The organism is Fischerella sp. PCC 9605, from assembly GCF_000517105.1.
Taxonomy (GTDB): domain Bacteria; phylum Cyanobacteriota; class Cyanobacteriia; order Cyanobacteriales; family Nostocaceae; genus PCC9605.
The window spans coordinates 1,025,484-1,046,436 of sequence record NZ_KI912148.1 but is presented as its reverse complement, the minus strand read 5'-3'; the positions used below and the strand labels follow the sequence as shown (position 1 = coordinate 1,046,436).

Here is a 20,953-nt window from a genome sequence, read left to right as displayed (position 1 = left end):
GCTTGCTGGGATAATTTTATAAATTCCCGAGTTTTTCAAGTAACAAAAACTTTTGAAATTCTATTACAGGTAAAGGACGGCTGAAGAGAAATCCTTGCATGGCATCACATTGATATTGACGTAAAAAATCAAGTTCTGCTTCTGTTTCTACGCCTTCAGCAATTACCTGGAGATTGAGATTGTGACCCATTTGAATTAATGCTGTTGTAATAGCTGCTTTTTGGGAGTCGTTGACAACATTGTGAATAAAGTAGCGGTCAATTTTCAACTTATTAATAGGCAACTTTTTCAGGTACATCAAAGAAGAATATCCTGTACCAAAATCATCAATGGCAATTTTTACACCGAGTGAGCGCAATTCATTCATTGTGGCGATCGCAGTATTTACATCTTGCATAATTAAGCTTTCAGTCAGCTCTAATTCTAGGTAATCCGGTTCTAAATTATTGGCTGCTAAAAATTTCACTATTTTTTGACTCAAATCTGGCTGAGTGAATTCACGTGCTGACAAATTAACAGCAATACGCAATGGAGAATAACCTGCATCTTGCCAGATTTTATTTTGTTGACAGACACTTTGTAATACCCATTCACCAATAGGGATAATTAAACCTGTAGATTCTGCCAACGGAATTAATTCTGAAGCAGCAACCATTCCCAATTCAGGGCTTTGCCAACGTAATAAGGCTTCCGCAGCAATGATTTGACCAGATGCAATATCTACTTGTGGCTGATATTCAACATAAAATTGTCGAAAATGCCCCTGTTCAATAGCCTCGTGTAAAATACTTTTTACAACCAGCATTTCTGAGCTAAAAGCTTTCGGTTGCAGACTATCGGAAAAATACTGTTTCAAAGTAAATCGTTTTTGTAGGCGGCTATCAATCGCACTTAATAATTCAGCACGAGTAAATGGCTTTGTAATATAGTCATCAGCGCCTAGATCCATGCCTTGACGAAAGTCAGATTTAGTTGCTTTAGCTGTTAGAAAAATAAATGGGATAGTTGCTGTTAGAAGTTCTTGGCGTAATGTTGTTAGCACACCATAACCATCCAGTTCTGGCATCATCAAATCGCATAAAATTAAGTCAGGAGCTTCAGTTAGAGCTAAATGTAAACCTACTTGTCCATTGGCAGCACAAATAGTTTCAAAATCCTCAGCTTCCAACAATTCCACAAGATTTTCACGTACTGATTTTTCGTCTTCGATTACTAATATTTTGGTCATAATATCCTCATTTGTTTTAGTTACTAGTTAGTAGTTAGTAGTTATTAGTTGTAGAGACGTGCCATGGCACGTCTGTACATTGGTTGGTAGTTAGTAGTTGGTGGTTGTTTGTTTACCACTAACCACTATCCACTAACCGTTTTTTAATGGCAAAGCCACAGTAAACTTCGTTCCTATTCCCACTTCACTAGTTACAAAAATTTCACCTTGATGTAAATCTGCACACTTTTTCACAATAGTCAGTCCTAAACCTGTACCTTGGATATTGCCAACATTGGTAGCGCGATGGAATGATTCAAATAAATGCGGTAAGTCTTCTTGCGGAATACCAATTCCTTGATCTTGTATTTCAAGTATGGCTCGCTGTTCTCGACAAGTCAGACTAAATTTGACAGTATTACCATTGGGGGAATATTTAATCGCATTCGAGAGTAAATTTCTGAGAATATGTCCGAGCAATTTTTCATCCATGCAGCAGGGTATCGATTCATATTCACAGTTAAAAGCGATCGCATGTTGAGTGTTGATATCAAATTGTAATTCTTCTACCAAGTAACGGCAGTATTCAACTAAATCCAGAGGTGCTGGCTTAAAATCTAGTTTTCCCACTTCTGCCTTGCCAATCACCAACACATCATTCAACATATTAGTCATGTGTTTAACAGCAACTTGAATACGATGTACGTGCGAGAGTTGTTTTTCTTCTGTCCATTTGTGGCGGTAGTGTTCCAGCAATTCTGAAGAAGAAAGGATGGTACTCAATGGTGTGCGAAATTCATGGGAAGTCATGGTTATAAAGCGAGATTTGAGTTCGTTGAGTTCTTTTTCTTTCTCTAGTGCTGTTCTCAATTCTTCTTCCAATTGTCTGCGTTTTGTAATATCTGCCCAATAACCGACAATTTCCACTGGATTACCAGCATCATCACGCACTAGTTGGGCTTGATCGTATACCCAGCGATAAGTACCATCCTTATGCAAAAAGCGGTATTCGCAACTGTATTCTCCTTGCTCAAATACTGTTGACACATCAGCAAATACACACGATAAGTCTTCTGGGTGGATGTGGTTCATCCAAAAAGCTGAATCTTCGACAAATTCCTGAGATTCATAACCCATCATGACAGTGATATTGTCACTAATGAAGGTAGCACCGTAATCTCCATGAGGTTTGCAGGTATAAATAACAGCTGGAGTCGCAGAGAGTAAATATTGCAGTCGCTGTTGCGAGACTAACAACGCCATCTCTGCCTGCATGCGCTCGGTGATATCATTCTGAATGCCGACGTAGTGGGTGCAATTACCGTCGGTGTCAAACACAGGAGAAACACTTAATTCGTTCCAAAACAAGCTACCATCTTTACGATAGTTGCGTAATATCACGGTACAATTTCGTGCTTGCCGGATGGCAATGCTAAGTTCTTTGATCTCCGGCTGATTGGTATCAGCACCTTGAAGAAAACGGCAGTTTCTACCAATAACTTCTTCTAGGGAATAACCAGTTATGTATTCAAAAGCAGGATTAGCATAGATAATTGGCAAATTTGGCAGTCTGGCATCCGAAATAACTACGCCATTACTGCTAGCAGCGATCGCGCGATCGCGTAAACGCAGTCTTTCTTCTACTCGCTTACGCTCAGTAATATCAGTATGAATACCGACAGTTCCAATAATTTTACCTGTGGCATCTTTAATGGCGTCAGCACGGAGGTCAATGTCTAAGATCCGACCTCTCTTGGTTTGCATCTTCACTTCACCACGCCAAGACTGACCGTTCTCGACAGTTGCAAAGATTTGTTTACACTCTGCTTTATTAATGTAAAGAACTGGCGCTCCCCCAGCAGCCTGCAATTCTGCCAAAGTGTACTCAAACAATTCGACAAACGCTGGGTTAACGTAAATTCCCTCACCACCGATTTCAGCCATACCAATAGCATCGCTGCTACTTTCTATAGCTGTGCGAAAACGCACAAGAGACTCGTTGGCGTGTTTGCGATCGGTAATGTCTGTAGAAATGCCACAAATTGCATAAGGCACACCATTTGCATCTTTTAAAGCAAACTTGACAGAAAAATAAGTGTGTAATCCATCCTCCTGGGGAGCAATTTCTTCAGCTTCTACGGGTTTGCCACTAGTGAGGACATTTTGATTATTAACTGCAAATATATCAGCAAATTCACTGCAAAAAAAGTTGTATATACTTTTGCCTGTAACCTGCTGTTTGGTACAGTGAAATACCTTTTCATACTGGCGGTTAATCAGCAGGAATCTGTTTTGAGTATCTACCACGTAAACAATCGCTGGACAGTTATCTAAAATTGCCTGTAGCTGTTGTTGAGTTTGCCGTAATGCAGCTTCTGCTTGTTTGCGATCGCTAATTTCATGTCTGAGTTGACGATTGATTTGCTGTAAAGCTAGCGTTCGCTCCTCCACTCGTTTTTCCAACTCTGCATTTGCCTGCTTTAGATCTGCTTGTGCTTGCTTGAGTTCGCTAATATCTTCAGAAATACCAACAACACGGTAAACTTCTCCCAATTCATTTTGCAGAGGAAAAGCTCGTGTATAAATCCAGCGAACCTCTCCATCAGGGCGCACAATTCGATATTCTTCGTTGTAATTTTTCCCCGCAGCTTGAGATTTCATCCCTGCAATGACGCGATCGCGATCGAGTGGATGGATAGCCTCTAAAAAGTCGAGGGAATTTTCGTAGAGATTTGAGCAGCTACGTCCCCAAATGTCTTCATAAGCTGGAGTGACGTACACTATTTTGTTTTGCTTGATATCTCGCACAAACAAAACTTGGCGAATGTTTTCTGTGACTTCACGTAATAGGGCTTCGCTGGCGCGTAGTGCTTCTTCTGTAAGTTTGCGTTTAGTAATATCCCGTTGTACTGAAACAAAATGAGTAATTTTACCCTTTCGATCTGCAATTGGGACGATGTTTACCTCAACCCAGTATGTAGAACCATTTTTGTGGTAATTAATTAACTCCGCTCTGATTGGCAAACCATTTTGAAGCGCGGCGCGAATTCGATCTAGCTGGACGCGATCTGTTAACTCACCCTGGAGAATTCGCGGAGTTTTGCCTATAACTTCAGTTGCAGACCAACCACTCATCCGGGTAAAGGCTTCGTTGACATAGATTATTTGCGGACCCAATGGTTCATCCAGCGCATCAGCTGCTACGATGACAATGGCATCGTTAGCATTGACAACCGCTGACTCTAACAAACGCAGTCGTTCTTCCGTGTCTGCTTCCATTTGAAATTTACCTAATTTACAGCAGTTCACGTTCGACGACAATTTAGGTTGTTGCTTATCTTTGAGAACCGCTACACCAACAGCCTCTCCTTCAACGGAAGAGCAAGGCAGAATTTGTAGTGCTTGATAAATAGTGTCTAATGTAACTATTCCAATTAGTTGACCTCGCTCAGCAACAATTGGTAGCATAGGCAACTTATACTGTCGTAAAGTCAATAATATAAATGTAATGCTTTTAACCTCAAAATAGTTCAGGGTAATTACTGGTGTAACCATTACTTGTGAAACCTTAGCTGTTCTGAAGTCAAAGCCACAGGAGAGCAGCGCGATCGCATCTTGCTGCGTGAACCACCCCACTACCTGCAAGCCATCGGTTGTTAGATTCTCCACTACCAAAACGCAACTTGCTTGCTGCCGACTCATTAGCGTTACTACATCTAGTAATGACGTGTCTGGTGTAACGGTCAGAGGAGAAAAGTCAATTGCTGAATCTAACGATGGAAGATGAACAACCTGAGTTAAGGCGTGCATAGATAATTGCAATAGCCTTGATGAAAAATTTGATGGATAGTAGCATATTTAACTATTATCTTTAGATTTTTGTGCAGTAAATGTAACATTGGCTTGCGTTAATCCTTGATAGAATATTTAGATATAAAATATTTATTGTTAATAAAAACACTAATGTCAATCGTGTAAATACTTAGATAACTGTAAATTCACTGTCGATGACTCACAAGCTAGGTTTCTAAAGCCACCTTTGTGCTGTTTGCGGTATCTGAAACGGAAATATAGGAATCCGATTTGATTTATGAAAAAATCTAAGTGTTACGCGATCGCGTAACGCACCAAAGCCTTTGGATGGTGCGTTAGCCAGAGGCATAACGCAACGGCAATAAAGGGGGAGGAAAATCCACACCCCTTTTTGCCTACGTATATTTCAAAAATCAAATATGAGTCCTATAGCTTAAATAAGCGATCGCTGTTTGGGAAAATGGATAAAGTCGAGCTTATAGACGAAATTACTTTTAAGTTACCTTATAGTTAGTTAGCTAATCAAATTTATCGAAGACTGTGGTTACATTACGTCCTTTTGTTAATCGCCAAACTCTAGAAAATCTTGCTCATCGTTTTCCAGAATTGGATATCGCTTCTGTAGAGACATGTTTAGCTTTTCTGTCTACAACAATTGATGTTTATACAGCTTTAGATGTTCATTTTGCTCGTTATGGTTTGTCAATGGGAAAATTTACCCTCTTGATGCAGTTGTTTCAAGCGGATAACAAAGGATTAACACCATCGCAATGTGCAGAACGTGCGGGTGTTACCAGAGCAACTGTTACAGGACTTCTTGATGGACTAGAACGAGATGGACTAGTTAAACGCCAGCCTTACCCAGATGATAGGCGGATGCTTAGCGTGCAATTGACTCAAAAGGGGCGACAGTTATTATCCCAAATGTTACCAGACCACTTTTGCCGCACTACAGGGTTAATGGCTCATCTCACTGAAGTGGAGAAAAAGACACTAATTGAATTGCTAGCAAAGGTACAGGCTGGAACTCCAGCGATGCTTGATCCATAACTTAGGGACTTCCAAATAAAAAAATATCCAATCGCTCGCAAGACTTGAAGAACAAGGAAGACAAAGAAGAAGAAACCGTGTGGGATGCAGGAGTTGGATAATTTATTTTTGGAGTTCCCTTAATTTGTCCATCTGTTGCCGAAGAGTCTGACCTGTTGTAAAATTTGATTAGTTTGCTAATTATAAGGTGGCTAAGTGCAGCTTTGCATAAACAAACGCACCAAGGGCGCACAGTCTTGCTGCAAAAACTTTGTGCGCGAACTTACGCAATGTTGTACTAAGCAAAGCTAGGAAAATGACATTACTAAAAAATTGCAGGTAAAGCAGTATGAAGAAACTGAGCGTCAAGCAAAAAAACTGGTTGCTGTCGTTACATGTTGCCTTTGGAGGAATTTGGTTTGGAACTGCTTTATGTATGATTGCGATCGCTCTGAGTAACCGCAATACTATCAACGGTGATCAACTGTACGCCATCAACTCAGTTATGAAGTTGCTAGATGACTTTGTGATTATCCCTGCTGCTAACCTATCCTTATTAACAGGTGGACTACTCTGCTGGCTAACAATTTGGGGATTTTTTAAACACTACTGGGTGATAGTGAAGTGGGTAGCGACAGTAACACTTATTGTCTTTGGAACAATTTGGTTAGGCCCGTGGGTAAATGCAATGACTGCGATTTCCCAAGCAGAAAGGTTACAAGCATTGCAAAATCCACTGTATGTGTTTGACTACAAGGCAATGCTTGTGGGTGCGATCGTTCAGAATATCTGTATTTTAGCCGTCATTGTTATTTCGGTTCTCAAGCCTTGGAGAAGGCGAAATGTCAAGAAAGAGGAGCAAAAAGAAGCTGTTGTTTCTGATAGTTAAACTAGGGTTGTGGGCTGCTACTAATCATCTGGATTTGATCAAGTCATCACAGTCAATACCTTTGAGAACTTCTATTAGTTTCTCTATATGCGCTGCTTGATGAGTTGCCATTAGAGAAATTCTGATCCTACTCGTAGGAACGGTGGGAGGACGAATCGCAGGGGCAAAAATACCAGCAGATTTTAGTTGGCTTCCGGCTTTAAGTACGTCTGCTGCACTTGGCAATTGAAAACAAAGTATGGGTGATTGCGAAGGCAGTAATTGCAGATTGGGTAACTGCTCTTGGATCAAAATTTTTAAGTAATCTACATTTTTCCACAATCTAGTGCGCTGTTGCGGTTCTTGCTGAACAATATTTATTGCTGCTAACGCTGCGGCTGTATCTGCGGGCGAAAGCGCGGTGGTATAAATCCAACTTGCTGCTCGATTTCGCAAAAAGTCAATCAGAGTTGCACTTCCAGCGACATACCCACCTAAGCTTCCTAAAGCTTTACTTAATGTGCCAATTTGAACTAACTGCCTGCCTGTACATCCAAAATGTTCGACACACCCCGCACCAGTTTTTCCTAGTACCCCGGTGGCATGAGCTTCATCGACTAACAGCATACAGCTATACTCTTGGGCGAGATCTAATAGTGCAGGTAAAGGGCATAAATCTCCATCCATGCTGAAGACGCTATCGGTAACGATCAAACAGCGTCGGTAATCTTGCCGCAATCGTTGCAACTCGCTCCTTAAAGCTTGGACATCACAATGCGGGTATTCAATAGTGGTTGCACCACTAAGGATTGCCCCATTTTTCAGACTGGAATGATTGTACTGGTCAGCTAATATTAAATCCCGTTTGCCCACTAGAGCAGTTATTGTACCCAAATTCGCCAAATACCCTGAACTGAATACAACTGCATCTTCTGTTTGCTTGAAGGATGCGATCGCTTTTTCTAGTTCCTGGTGTAATTCTCGATGTCCGCTGAGTAATCTCGAACCAGTACAACCAGTGCCAAATTCTTGAACAGCAGCAGTAGCCGCAGCAATCAAGCGCTCATTCCCAGCCAGCCCTAAGTAATCATTACTGGCAAAATTAATTACCTCTCGCCCTTCTAAAAGCACCATCGCCCCAGATCTGCCATTAATTGTTTGTACCGAACGATACCAGTCCGCACGGTGAATTGTTGCCAGAGATTGTTCTATCCAAGCGTAAGCGTCGGTCATGAGGAGATGGGGAGGTGGGGGAGTGAGGGAGTGGGAGAATAACCACTAACCACTAACTAATAACTAATAACTAATAATTAATTACTCTTGACTAATGACTAATGACTACATTCACTACTACTGAGATGAGCGATCGCCTGTTTAATCCAATCTTCCACATAGGCATCTTTGGGCAGTCCAATATCTTCACTGACTACATGTAAGGCGTGACTAACCTCAGTTGGAGTATAGCCCAATGCTAAGAGAGTCATTTGCACTTCTTCGAGAATTCCTGGTGCCGGGCCACCTGTCGCGACGAAAAACCCTGCTGTTTTACGCCATTCGATCAACTTGGTTTTCAATTCCAAACAAATGCGTTCGGCGGTTTTTTTGCCGACACCGGGGGTTTGAATCAACAATTGCACATTGCCAGTGATAATCGTCTGGACTAACTCTGGGAGTTCCAGAGTGTCCAACAAGGCGATCGCTAAAGCAGCACCAATACCACTAACACTTAGCAAGTGGCGAAACAAGTCTCGTTCTCCTGGCGAACCAAAACCATATAGTAATGGCACCTCCTCTCGAATTTGGTAATGGGTAAACACTTGCACTTCACCCCCTGACTCCGGTAATTGCTGCGCCAACCGCGCCGGGATTTGCAAATCATACCCTATACCGTTAACTTCGAGAGTAAGGATATAACGATTACCGCTATGTTTTTGAATGCCAGCAACGATGCCTTTAAGATAACTAATCATTCTATCAGTCCAAAATGTCTTAAACCTTCTATAATTCCACCTGCACAGGCATTTTGTGCCAGATAGCGGTGGTTAGCGGGATTTTCATTGTGCCATTGGAGTAACTCTGGACGAGCATTCCCGACAATAATTCCCCGTTCATTGCCTACAGCGAATAAAGCAATATCATTGCCAGAATCACCACAGACAACCGTTTGTTCTGCTACAAATTTCCACTTTTGGCGGAGAAATTGTACTGCCTGACCTTTATCGCTCCTGCGAGGCACAATGTCAAGGTCTATACCGCTGCTATAGATTAACTTTATATTTAGATTGGATTGCAGCAATTCTGATTCTAGTTTTGGTAAAACAGTTACAGATGCTTCTTGCTTAAGGAAAAAACTCACTTTGAAAGGACGTTGTTCAGAATCTGGTTGCGGAATTAACTCAGAAAAATCCGCAGTTTTAGATAATACTAAATTTCTATCCCAACCCTGTGAAAGTGTTTCTGACCAATTTGAGTCGGGACTGTCGCTACCATCAAGGTAAATTTCCGTTCCTACGGCTAGAACGAGGGCGTCTGGTTCCATCAGATTTTTTTCCTGTTGGAGTTCTCGGTAAAGAACAGGCGATCGCCCAGTCGCATAAACAATCTTTGTACCATGTTCTTGGCGATGTCTCTGTAAGCGATCGTTCAACTCTGCCAGTGCATTGTCATCACCTACGAGGGTATTATCTAAATCGGTTACAAACATAAATCTAGCCATAGCAACCCCTTTGTGTCAGCTTTACCCATCAAAAAGAAGTGTAAGCCGTTTTGGCACTCATCTCATCCCCCTTCCTTGGGCAAGTAGAAGGCTTATTGTACTAACAACAGTGGATTACCGAGCAAACTGTACACTGAATTTCATACACTCAGAAAAAATTTAAAACCCTTTTGGGGAGTCAAGAGTCAAAAGTCCATAGTCCAAAGTCAAAAGTTCATAGCTCAAAAAAGAATGATTGACCCTTAACTCTTGACCATTGACTCTTGACTCTTGACTAAGCTTTAAGCAATAGTTTCAGATGAGATTGATTGCTATTTCATTGGTTAAGTATTTTTGCTACTTTTGTCATGAAATTATTAGCTTGCTAGCATGAAGCTATAAAGAAAATTTTTATTAGGTTACTGGATAAGAAAGGGTAGCTGTATGACAAAATTTGTTAGTGTGAGAACGACAAATGGAGAGACAGTTGAAATCAATCCTGATGCAATTGCTGAAATCGAAGTTGAAGAAGAAGAAGATCCAGGCTTCTTAGGAATATTTGGAGCCCACGAAGGCAGGTATCACGTCTACATGACGGATGGACATGATTACTATATTGATGGAACAGGGCATGATAAGTTGCAAAAAGAGAGATGATTTTCTCTTAGTTCAGAGCCCATAAATATTCTCATTCTCTACGCCCAAAGAGGTATTCAAAATAGAAAAAGAGAATAGACATCTTTAGATATTTATCTAGCTTCAATAAGTTAGAAAAACCCAGGTTAAGAATCAAATAAATTTATCGAGTAAGGTGGGCATAGCCCACCTTATTTTAACGCTCACTACCCTGATTCAATTTTTGCAATATTTCCTCCAAATTTTGCTGATAACGTCCATATTCAGCCCAATTTCCTTGTCGTAAAGCTTCCTGGGCTTTTTGATAAGTTTGCATCGCATTTTTAGCGAGATTTGAAACTTCTCTAGTCATTTGAGTAGGTACTCCCTTCTCTACTTGAAGACCACCAAAGATGGTCATTAGAGATTTTTCCAACGTTTCCTCCATAACTACATCTTGGTCATACGCCACAATTACTCGCTTCAATTGCGGCAATTCGCTCTGTTCAGCCCGCAGATATACTGGTTCTACGTAAAGTAAAGATCCCTCAATCGGAATAACTAATAAATCGCCGCGAATGACTTTAGAACCTGCTTGACTCCACAAAGTAAATTGCTGGGAAATTAGCGGTTCTTGGTCAATTCGCGCTTCTATTTGCCTGGGGCCAAAGACAAGTTTTTGTTTGGGAAACTCATATAAAAGCAACTTGCCGTAGTCCTTGCCATTAGAACGCGCCGCCATCCAGGCAATCATGTTGTCTTTGTTGACAGGGGTAAAGGGCAGAATCAGAATAAATCCTTCTTTTGCTTCTCCTGGCAACCGCATAATCACGTAGTATGGCTGCATGATTTGTTCATTACCTTCATATACCTGCATGGGGAAGCGCCACAGGTCTTCTCGGTTGTAGAATACTTCCGGATCGCTCATGTGGTAAGAAAGGTACATTTGCGCCTGGATTTTAAACAAATCTAGTGGATAGCGAAAATGAGCTTTCACTTCTGGGGAAATCGCTGCATTCGGCTCAAACAAATGCGGAAATATCTTGCGGTAAGTGCTCAGTAGGGGGTCAGTTTCATCAATGACAAAAAACCGCATTGTGCCGTCATAAGCATCGACTAATACTTTGACAGAGTTGCGAATATAGTTGATATTACTGGGTAAAAATTTTTGAGTATTTCCTCCTTTGAAAATTTCTGTAGCATTCTTAGTTTGAGCAACTGGTTTGGAATAAGGATAGCGATCGCTCACTGTATAAGCATCGACAATCCACTGTAATTTGCCGTTAATAACCGCCAGGTAAGGATCGCTATCAAACTGTAAAAAAGGCGCAACGCGATCTACTCGTTCCTGAATCTTTCGGTAGTAATGGATGCGTGACTGGTCATTAAAGTAATTGGAGATTAAAATCTGGAGACTACCCAAGTCATAGGCATATGCTAGCCTGTGCCAAATCGATGCCAATCTGACGCCGCCTTTACCGTTGTAGGTGGTAAAAGCATTACCATCACCGAAAGGATAATCAAATTCTTTGGTTTTAGTACCAGTAAAAATATAGTTATCGGTTTCTTCGCCGTAGTAAATTGCAGGCTGACTCACTTGCAAATTCACTTTGGAAACAGGCGGAATATCTTTGATGTACAGTTCCGGTAAACCATTAGCTGTAACTTGGTTCACCGGACTCATCACCAAACCGTAGCCGTGGGTAAACTTCAGACGTTGGTTAACCCAAGTACGAGCTTCTTCGGGTAACTGAGAATAAGCTAGTTCCCTCCCCGACAGCATTACCTGTTGATAGTTGCCATTCAGAGTGTAGCGATCCACATCCACATCCCGAAATCGGTAGTAAAGACGAATCTCCTGGATTTGGCGGTAGGTACTCAGTAGAGGACGGTAGTCCCACAAACGAATGTTGTTGATAGTTGCCTGATTTGACTGCAAAGCTTGGCGGTTTAGTTGGGATTCACCGGCATAATTCTGCCTTTGCACATCATTTAAATGATAGGCATTCTGAGTAAATTTGATGTTGTTGGCGATGTAAGGTTTTTCTTTAGCTAATTCGTTGGGTTCAACAATGAATTGTTGCACAAACCAAGGATAGATGCCGTTAACCAACACAAGAGTAATGACAAACAAAACTGCAATTCCCCGCACTGGTAAAGCAGGAGCTTTTCGCCAACTAGAGAAAACAAATAAAACTGCCACTACTAACGCTAAGGTGCTTATAATTCGGTAAGCAAACAACCTAGCATGGACATCAGTATAGCCTGCACCGAAAACAACCCCACCAGGTGAATAAAGTAAGTTGTAACGTTTGAGCCAGAAATCAACAGCAATTAATCCGATAATTCCTGCTACTAGCAAGCTTAAATGAGTTTTGACTTTGCCATTTAAGGTATGGCGGCTTTGCCGGGGCGTGAAGCTACCTTTGAGGATATAAACTAGAAGCGATACCGTCAGTCCCCAAACAAAGAGAAACAACAACCAATTCCAAATACCCCAATAAAGCGGTAGTTGAAAGACATAAAAACTGATATCTCGCTGAAATATCGGATCGCGACTGTCAAAATTAGTGGAATGCAGGTACTTGAGGATAGTTTCCCACGTTGGTACACTCGCAGTTGCAGTACCTAAAGCCACGACAATAATTAAAACCAAAGCCAAGATATTGGCAAATTTATTGGCATGGATAGCCAATTCGCTGTCTTCAAAAAATTGAAAAGACCTATGCCGGGTATAGTGCATAGCAAGGCGATGGTTTACCCACAAAAATAAGATGTAGAAGACAAAAGTGACTACCCAAATTAGAATTTGCCAGGTCAATCTTGTCCAAAAAACTTCAGCAAAACCAACCGCGTTAAACCACCATGATTCGGTCAGAATATGCACTAGTGTTTTCGAGAGAGACAAACCAATAATCGTGATTAAAATGATTAATGTTATACCTCTGTAAATAAAGTTCATAATTTCTTTCCAAAACTGATAACTTAGTGTCTTGGTGTCTTAGTGGTTAATAAAATTTATTTTTGAACCACAATGACACAAAGACACAAAGAAAACTTGATGTTACAAGGTTGGATCTAGTTTCTAAGTTTGACTTCTAGTCCTTCTGGTGATTTCAAAACACATGTAGTCTTAAATTCTGCACAAAGAAATTGCATGCGCTGGCAGATGGCATCGAATTCTTCACCCCTGGCAAGGTCAACTTCTGCATAGTGCAGGCGGACGGGTATCAAACGCAACCGCAGTAACCCTTTACTGTCCACTTCCACGAGAAACACAAAAGACCAGTCATTACGCAGTACTGGATTTACTGCATAATCATCGAGAAAATCTCCTGTGTCATAAAGGATTAATCCGTGCTTGTAGTTTTCTACAGCTTGGAATAGGTGGGCGGAATGACCGTGAAATATATCTACGCCGCAGTCTATGACTGCACGGGCAAAGCGACGAAAGTGCAGGGGTGGTGACGTGACCATATTCGGGCCCCAATGAGCAGAAAGAATGACTAGCCCAGCGCCTGCGTGCCGTAGCTGCACTACCGCAGATTCAATCAGTGATAGAGTCAGAGGATCAGAGCTGATTTCTAGATAGTAGGTGCCGGGGCGATCGCTTGTTGCGGCAAAATCAGGCTCGTTATCTGTAATCGCAATGATGCCAATCTTTAGTCCAGCAATATCGATTACAACTGGAGTTGTTGCTTCGCCGATATCCCGACCTGCACCAGCATGGTTAATCCCCGCATCATCCAGATAGCGCAGTGTATCTAGTAACCCTTGTTCTTCAAAGTCGAGTGTGTGGTTGTTGGCGAGACTGACAAACTGAATGTTACCAGCACGAAGCACATCTATTGCGGCAGGGTCGGCGCGGAAGTGAAAAACTTTTGGTGTTCTACTCCACTGTTGAGTATGCTTGGTAATGGCACATTCTAGGTTGGCAATGACAGCATCTGCCCCCTGCAAAATCGGCAGGACGCTTCCCCAGAATAATTCGGGTGATTTCCAAGGGATTTCTTCGTTAACCCCTCGACCTAGCATGACATCGCCAATAAATGCTAAGGTGATTAGCTCTTTCATAGGCTTCTCGCGATCGCAAAGAAAGTAAAGTGGGGAGATGGGGATTGGGGATTGGGGAATGGGTAAAGGTTAAAGGGTAAAGGGTAAAGGAATTTATTAACCTTTCACCTTTCACCTTTCCCCTTGTCCCCTTCCCCTCTTGTTTTTCCGATGCCCATCCCCCTATCACTCGATCATCCCCGTGAGATAACGTTTGAACCATTGAGTCGCCAGCCGCGCTACTTCTTCCAATGTCCCTGGTTCCTCAAATAGGTGAGTCGCTCCAGGAACAATTTCCAGCGCCTTTTCAACGCGCAGCAGTGCTAGTGCATCCTGATTCATGCGAATGACCGGGATATCGTAGCCGCCAACAATCAATAGTGTCGGTGCTTTGACACGACCTAAAGCTGACCCTGCTAGGTCGGGCCGTCCGCCACGAGAAACTACCGCTGCCACACTCTCTGGGCGTTCTGTGGCTGCCAGCAATGCCGCACCAGCTCCTGTGCTGGCTCCAAAGTAACCGACTTTGAGGTGGCGGGTATCTGGGTTTTTGGCAAGCCAATCTGTAGCATCAACTAACCGTGATGCCAACAAACCAAGGTCGAAGCGCAGGTGTCTTGTTCTCATATCAATCGCTTCTTCCTCGGATGTCAGTAGGTCAATTAGCAAAGTAGCTAATCCGCTAGATTGCAGTACATCTGCAACATATCGATTTCTGGGACTGTGCCGACTGCTACCACTACCGTGAGCAAACAGTACAATTCCTTGGGCACTTTCTGGTATGACTAGATTGCCCTCTAGCTTGACTGAGCCTGTGGGAATCCAAACTAAGTTCTCTTGAACTTTCCGTTTTGATGTCGTATTCATCAACTCAGCCTCCTTTCATAATTTGGTCGTTAAAACACCCAACAACAACCAGTACGGGCGTACACCGCAGGGGTTCTCGCAGGGTAGCATTTGATGAAAATTATTTATCATCAAACCGATAAATCGTCGCCCAAATGCTTCGCCCCTACCAACAAACAACAAGATCCAATCAATTCCCTAAAATAAGTCGCCGATTGATCCATTTGTCTGAAACCGCCGAATGACTGCGGCAATCAAGGGGGCAACTGAAACAACTTGTAACTGTTGCCAGTCAGTTTCTTTTGGTAATACAGTGTCGGTAACAAAGACCGCCTGCACGCTGGGGTGAGTCAACTTAGCACGAGCATCCTTTACGAATAGTCCGTGGGTAGCAGCGATAGTAATTTCCGGACGTGCCCCAGCGTTGAGTAGAGCCTCAATGCTCCGGTTAATAGTACCGCCAGTAGAAATCATGTCATCTACGATCAGGCAAGGGCGATCGCGTACATCTCCGACAATCCGCGTCACCTCAGTTTCGCTGCTACTCTTACGCTGTTTGTGCAGCACTACTACCGAACTGTCCAGCCGTTGGGCATATTGAGTGGCCATCTGTACCCGTCCGGTATCTGGTGACACAACTACAACATCTGGCGGCAAGTGGTGGCGCAGTGTTTGATGGAGACTCGGTACTGCCGTCAGACTATCTACTGGGATGCGGAAGAAACCCTCAATTTGCGGAGTATGCAAATCCAGCGTCACCACATGATTAACACCAACTGCCTGCAACAAATCGGCTACCATGCTGGCGGTAATTGGTTCGCACCGCCCGTGCCGTTTGTCAGCGCGGGCATAGCCAAAATAGGGGACAATAGCAGTGATGCGGGATGCTGCTGCCCGACGGCAGGCATCAGCAAATGCCAAAAGCTCAACTAGATGGTCGTTGACAGGCGGTGAGGTGGACTGCAAGATAAAAACTGATTTCTGGCGTACCGACTCTAGCAGTTCTACGGCTACCTCACCATCTGGAAAGTGCTCAGCAATAGATGCAGCAAGTGGGACGTGCAATTCCTGAGCGATCGCATTTGCCAATGTTGGGTTAGCTGTACCAGCAAAGAGGATGAAGTTATCCATAACTAAACAATTATGAATTATGAATTATGAATTATGAAATTTTCAGGATTCGTATTTATAGTTCATAATTCTCCCTGGTTGCCTTTTTCATGTGTTCACAAATATGCAGTTCATGATGACTGCTGATTAATTCAAATCTCAAAACTTAATAACTTTTAATTCTCAACTTTTTCCAATCCTGGCTTTTAATTGCCATTCCAAGTCGTGGGCATTAACAAGTAGTCTAGGGAGATTTTGCCTGTACGCAGCCATTCATCCATTTCTGGCGGAGGTTGGACGCAATTAAGGTGCGATCGCAACTCTTCTCCCTCTAAAACTTCTTTTTCTAAAAGGGCTTGAGCCGTTTTTTCTAACAATTCCCGATTATTGTCTAAAATTTTTAGGGCCATACAGTGTGCCCCATCTACGATTTCTTTGACTTCCTGATCAATTTGTTCGGCAATTTTCTGACTGACTGCGCGGCGAGGATTGGTTAAACTCTCTAAAAATTCTTGTTGAATCTTCTCGAAGGCGATGGGGCCAAGGGTATTACTCATGCCATAAAGGGTAACAAACCGTTCTGCCAGGTCAGTTGCTTTTTGGATGTCATCACTGGCACCAGTGGAAACTATACTGAAAATTAACTCCTCTGCGGCTCGTCCACCCAACAAGGTGACGATCCGTCCGCGAATTTCATCTTCTGTCATCAAAAAGCGGTCTTCTTCTGGTAGTTGCAGTGTGTAACCCAAAGCACCTACACCCCGAGGAACAACGGAAATTTTTTCTACGCTACCAGTTCCGGGCATTAGCGTTGCAATCAATGCATGACCAACTTCGTGATAAGCAACCGTTTTTTTCTCGCTTTCATTGAGAACGCGAGATTTTTTCTCTAATCCCGTTAACACTCGCTCAATCGCTTCTTGAAAATCAGCCATTGTCACAGTCTCATTGTTGCGACGAGCTGCTAGCAATGCTGCTTCATTGACGAGGTTGGCTAAATCTGCGCCTGCAAACCCTGGAGTTCGAGCAGCTAATTTCGACAAATCCACATCAGGTGCTAGCTTCACATTTTTGGCGTGAATTTTGAGAATTGCTTCCCGACCGATTTTATCTGGACGATCCACTACAATCTGACGGTCAAACCGACCAGGACGACGCAGGGCTGGATCTAAAACCTCAGGACGGTTGGTAGCAGCTAGGAGAATAACACCAGTGTTCGCATTGAAACCATCCATCTCGGAAAGCAGTTGGTTGAGAGTCTGCTCACGTTCGTCGTTACCGCCCAAATGCAGACTTGCGTTACCTCGTGATTTACCTAAAGCATCCAACTCATCGATAAAAACGATACACGGTGCTTGATGTTTTGCTTGTTCAAACAAATCTCGTACCCGTGCAGCACCGATGCCCACAAACAGCTCGATAAACTCAGAGCCAGAAATACTGAAGAAAGGAACTCCAGCCTCGCCAGCAATGGCTTTTGCTAACAGAGTTTTACCTGTTCCCGGAGGCCCGATCAGCAACACGCCTTTGGGAATTTTTGCGCCCAAGCGCGTATATTTTTGGGCATTTTTGAGAAAATCAACTATTTCTTGCAGTTCTGCTTTCGCTTCATCGACTCCAGCAACATCCTCGAACTTCACACCCGTATCGCCTTCTGAGTAAATGCGAGCATTACTCTTGCCAACTCTCAGTGCAGCAGGGCCACCCATCTGACTGCGGCTAAGCAACCATCCCCAGATGCCAAAGAAAATCAACGGTGGTAAAACCCAGCTTAGCAAGGTTGAAATCCAGGCAGTTTGATTGGGGACTGGCCCGGAGAACTCGACATTATGCTCCCGGAGAATTTTGGGCAACTCTGTATCCAGTGGCACTGGTGAGGTAACAAACACTTGCTTGTCAGATTTGCTGCCAGGTTGATTTGTTGTTTGCCCTGATTTGAGTTCATACTCAATCCGGTTAGAATCAACGATCGCCCGGGCAACTTTACCAGACTCCACCTGAGAGATAAATTCGCTATAGGGTACGCGGTTATGGGGAGATTCTGTCAACAGAAGTATATTTAGGAATATCAGTAATGCCAACCACAGCAGTGGACTACAGCCCATATGCTGAGGTTCAGGTGTTTTAACTTGGCGATCGCCATCAGTTTCCACTGGCATATTTGATTGCTCCTTTTAATTAGGAACTGGTTAGTGGTTAGTGGATAGTGGTAAACAAACAACTACTAACTACTAACTAAACAAGTGACATCGCATGAATGTGCAAGTCTCGCTGCTTTGTTGTCGTAAGATAATGCTTGAACCATTGACTGGCCAGTCGTCCTACTTCTTGGAGTGCTCCTGGCTCATCAAAGTTATGAGTTGCCCCTAGAATCATTTCTAACTGTTTATTCTGGGCAGAAATTAACGCCAAAGCATCCTCATTCATCGCAATTACTGGTAAATCGTTGCTTCCTACAAGCAACAGGGTTGGGGATTGCACGTAGGAAAGTGCTTCGCACACCAAGTCAATTTGTCCACTGCGTGAGACAATAGCCCCAACACTCATTGGATGTTCTGCTGCTGCTAGCAATGCCGCACCACTACCAGTTCCGTGCCCAAAGTAACCAACTTTGAGATTGCTGGTAATGGGGTTCTCAGCTAGCCAGTCTGTTACTCCTATTAAGCGTGCAGCTAGGTGTTTGATATCGCAGCGATAATGCTTGGTTCGCAGGTCAATCGCTTCTTCCTCTTTTGTCAACAAGTCAATTAAAATAGTTGCCAGTCCTGCCTGACGCAGAATATGAGCAAGATAACGATTGCGGGTACTGTATCGGCTGCTACCACCATGTGCAAACAAAACAATCCCCTCGGCAGTTTCAGGCACGATCAGTTCTGCTTCCAAGCGAACTGAGCCAATCTCAACTGCAACTATCTGTTCTTGCGGACTACACATAGATACTGAATTCATGGGTTTCCCCTCCGAGTTGATAATAGGGACTCTAAAGAAACATGGGGAGTGGGAGAGTGGGAGACTGAGAATTTAGAATACTCCTCCTAGTTTCTGCCTTCTATCTTGAAAATACTACTTCGACAAAATAGATACCCCATTCTCAATGCCCAATGCCCAATGCCCATTTCCCCATTCCCTGTTCCCTAACTAATGCTGGCTGCGAGCTGCTTTGACAACAGTTCACGTACTTCTTCATCAGTTGTTTGCGAGAAATTTTCATACCAAAGACCGATCGCATTCATTGGCTCTGGTGTTAATAGACACACTACCCCATCTACTTCGGCTTGCAGTTCCCTATAAGTTTCTAGCGGTGCAACTGGAACTGCAACAACAATGCTTTGAGGCTGTTGCTGTCGCAAAATCGCAATCGCAGCACGCATGGTCGATCCTGTAGCAATACCATCATCTATCAAAATCACTGTGCGATTTCGCACATCAAGTGGCGGACGTTCACCTCGATAAACGCGATCGCGGCGCTGCAATTCTCGCAATTCTTTGGCTGCTACTTCATCTATCGTTTTACTAGATATACCTAACCAACTGACAACATCGTAATTCAATACTCTCACACCACCAGCAGCGATCGCGCCCATAGCCAGTTCTTTATGATGTGGTACACCAAGTTTTCTGACTATGCAGACGTCTAACGGAACATTTAGCGCCTTTGCCACTTCAAACGCCACTGGTACGCCACCACGAGGTAAAGCTACAACGATAACATCTTGGCGGTTGGCATAGGCTGACAGCTTTCTGGCTAACATTTGACCTGCTTGTGTGCGATCTCGGAATATCATCGTCATCAATCTCACCTCCTTTTCAGTAGGGGTATAGGGGAATTACTAACTGTTTACAAACCATTGAATTTCCCTCACACCCTTGCACCTTCACAACCTCACACCCTTACCTTTGGTGACGAAACAGGATTAACAGGAAGACTCTTGTCTAAAGCTTCCTGTCAATCCTGCCTTCTCAACCTTTGTTCTACTCTCTATAAAGGTTTTTGTTTGTCATTTTTTGATGGAAACTGCCAAGAAAACGGTGATGAATTGAGTCCACGAAGAAGTTAATCTAAGTTGACTTTGACAACTGTTTTCTTCGCTTCTTCAGCTTTAGGCAAAGTCAAACATAAAATGCCGTGTTTGTATTCGGCTGTAACTTTATCGTTTTGAACATGAACTGGCAAAGGAATAACCCGTTCAAACATACCGTAGCGGAATTCAGAGCGTACCATGCCCTTTTCTTCGGTCTTAGTTTCAGACTTGCGATCGCCACGGATCAAAACAGCGTCTTCAGTGACTTCTACATGCAAATCTTTAGCTTCCATTCCCGGAATTTCGAGTTTGAGGATCATTGCTTGATCCGTTTCCTCCATTTCAGCGGAAGGAACAAAGCTAAGTCCAGAAACTTCGCGATCGGCAGTGGGCATTAGTCGATCAAACATGCGGTTCATCCGCTGTTGCATGCGCTCAATTTCCCGCATAGGTTGCAAACCGAAAGGTTTCCAAAGTTCTATGTCTTGGAAGGGTTCCCAACGAGTAATTGGCATAATCGTTGCCTCCAATAATTATTAATTCAAACTCGATATTTCAATATGATTAATAACCACTTATGAGAGGAACACCAAACTGTTTTTGCCAAGAAGAAAGATTTTGTCTCATCTTTACGATAGAAAGAAAATGTGAGGAACTTGTGAGGAAGTATTTGTTGTTTGGTACTCGTTGTTTGG

At 43.1% G+C, this 20,953-nt stretch carries 16 protein-coding genes; 3 read left to right on the top strand and 13 right to left on the bottom strand.

The features are described from left to right. Nucleotides 1-16: 16 nt before the first annotated feature. On the bottom strand, nt 17-1,228 hold the full coding sequence (locus FIS9605_RS0106955) for an EAL domain-containing response regulator (RefSeq protein ID WP_026731948.1): 1,212 nt from the start codon (nt 1,226-1,228) through the stop codon (nt 17-19). A gap of 132 nt (nt 1,229-1,360) precedes the next feature. Then, entirely contained in the window at nt 1,361-5,017 is a 3,657-nt protein-coding gene (locus FIS9605_RS0106950; RefSeq protein WP_026731947.1) for a PAS domain S-box protein, read from the bottom strand. Between the two features lie 543 nt (nt 5,018-5,560). Here FIS9605_RS0106950 and FIS9605_RS0106945 point away from each other — a divergent pair. Then, nucleotides 5,561-6,070: a MarR family winged helix-turn-helix transcriptional regulator gene (locus FIS9605_RS0106945; RefSeq protein ID WP_026731946.1), complete on the top strand. Its 510-nt coding sequence runs from the start codon at nt 5,561-5,563 to the stop codon at nt 6,068-6,070. 328 nt (nt 6,071-6,398) lie between these two features. Continuing rightward, nucleotides 6,399-6,938, top strand: a complete 540-nt coding sequence (locus FIS9605_RS0106940; RefSeq protein WP_026731945.1) for a hypothetical protein — start codon at nt 6,399-6,401, stop codon at nt 6,936-6,938. Nucleotides 6,939-6,962: 24 nt separating this feature from the next. Here FIS9605_RS0106940 and bioF read toward each other — a convergent pair whose 3' ends face one another. From bioF to FIS9605_RS0106925, 3 genes are all read right to left on the bottom strand, one after another. Then, a complete protein-coding gene (gene bioF / locus FIS9605_RS0106935; protein WP_026731944.1) occupies nt 6,963-8,150 on the bottom strand; it encodes an 8-amino-7-oxononanoate synthase in 1,188 nt (395 codons plus the stop codon). 98 nt (nt 8,151-8,248) lie between these two features. Further along, nucleotides 8,249-8,887 (bottom strand): Holliday junction branch migration protein RuvA, encoded by a 639-nt coding sequence (ruvA, locus tag FIS9605_RS0106930; RefSeq protein ID WP_026731943.1) that lies wholly within the window; start codon nt 8,885-8,887, stop codon nt 8,249-8,251. Continuing rightward, nucleotides 8,884-9,633 carry a sucrose-phosphate phosphatase gene (locus tag FIS9605_RS0106925; RefSeq protein WP_026731942.1) on the bottom strand — a complete coding sequence of 250 codons (750 nt, stop codon included), beginning with the start codon at nt 9,631-9,633 and terminating at the stop codon, nt 8,884-8,886. Before FIS9605_RS0106925 ends, ruvA begins: the two co-directional genes overlap by 4 nt. 423 nt (nt 9,634-10,056) lie before the next feature. Between FIS9605_RS0106925 and FIS9605_RS0106920 the strand changes: the two genes are divergently transcribed. Beyond that, nucleotides 10,057-10,269, top strand: a complete 213-nt coding sequence (locus FIS9605_RS0106920) for a hypothetical protein (RefSeq protein WP_026731941.1) — start codon at nt 10,057-10,059, stop codon at nt 10,267-10,269. A 175-nt stretch (nt 10,270-10,444) separates the two neighbouring features. Here FIS9605_RS0106920 and FIS9605_RS0106915 read toward each other — a convergent pair whose 3' ends face one another. The 8 genes from FIS9605_RS0106915 to FIS9605_RS0106880 all read right to left on the bottom strand — a co-directional run bounded on the left by FIS9605_RS0106915 (nt 10,445) and on the right by FIS9605_RS0106880 (nt 20,773). Then, nucleotides 10,445-13,189, bottom strand: a complete 2,745-nt coding sequence (locus FIS9605_RS0106915) for a UPF0182 family membrane protein (protein ID WP_026731940.1) — start codon at nt 13,187-13,189, stop codon at nt 10,445-10,447. Between the two features lie 116 nt (nt 13,190-13,305). Continuing rightward, complete coding sequence (locus tag FIS9605_RS0106910) at nt 13,306-14,301, bottom strand: CapA family protein (RefSeq protein ID WP_026731939.1); 996 nt, start codon at nt 14,299-14,301, stop codon at nt 13,306-13,308. A gap of 165 nt (nt 14,302-14,466) precedes the next feature. Beyond that, nucleotides 14,467-15,147: a dienelactone hydrolase family protein gene (locus tag FIS9605_RS0106905; RefSeq protein ID WP_026731938.1), complete on the bottom strand. Its 681-nt coding sequence runs from the start codon at nt 15,145-15,147 to the stop codon at nt 14,467-14,469. 177 nt (nt 15,148-15,324) lie between these two features. Continuing rightward, nucleotides 15,325-16,257 (bottom strand): ribose-phosphate diphosphokinase, encoded by a 933-nt coding sequence (locus FIS9605_RS0106900; protein WP_026731937.1) that lies wholly within the window; start codon nt 16,255-16,257, stop codon nt 15,325-15,327. 185 nt (nt 16,258-16,442) lie between these two features. After that, nucleotides 16,443-18,395 (bottom strand): ATP-dependent zinc metalloprotease FtsH, encoded by a 1,953-nt coding sequence (gene ftsH, locus FIS9605_RS0106895; RefSeq protein ID WP_026731936.1) that lies wholly within the window; start codon nt 18,393-18,395, stop codon nt 16,443-16,445. Nucleotides 18,396-18,471: 76 nt separating this feature from the next. Then, nucleotides 18,472-19,185 carry a dienelactone hydrolase family protein gene (locus FIS9605_RS0106890; protein ID WP_026731935.1) on the bottom strand — a complete coding sequence of 238 codons (714 nt, stop codon included), beginning with the start codon at nt 19,183-19,185 and terminating at the stop codon, nt 18,472-18,474. Nucleotides 19,186-19,370: 185 nt separating this feature from the next. Further along, the gene (locus FIS9605_RS0106885; RefSeq protein ID WP_026731934.1) at nt 19,371-20,027 is read right to left on the bottom strand and encodes a phosphoribosyltransferase; all 657 of its coding nucleotides are present in this window, start codon (nt 20,025-20,027) and stop codon (nt 19,371-19,373) included. A 263-nt stretch (nt 20,028-20,290) separates the two neighbouring features. After that, on the bottom strand, nt 20,291-20,773 hold the full coding sequence (locus FIS9605_RS0106880) for an Hsp20/alpha crystallin family protein (protein WP_026731933.1): 483 nt from the start codon (nt 20,771-20,773) through the stop codon (nt 20,291-20,293). Nucleotides 20,774-20,953 lie beyond the last annotated feature (180 nt).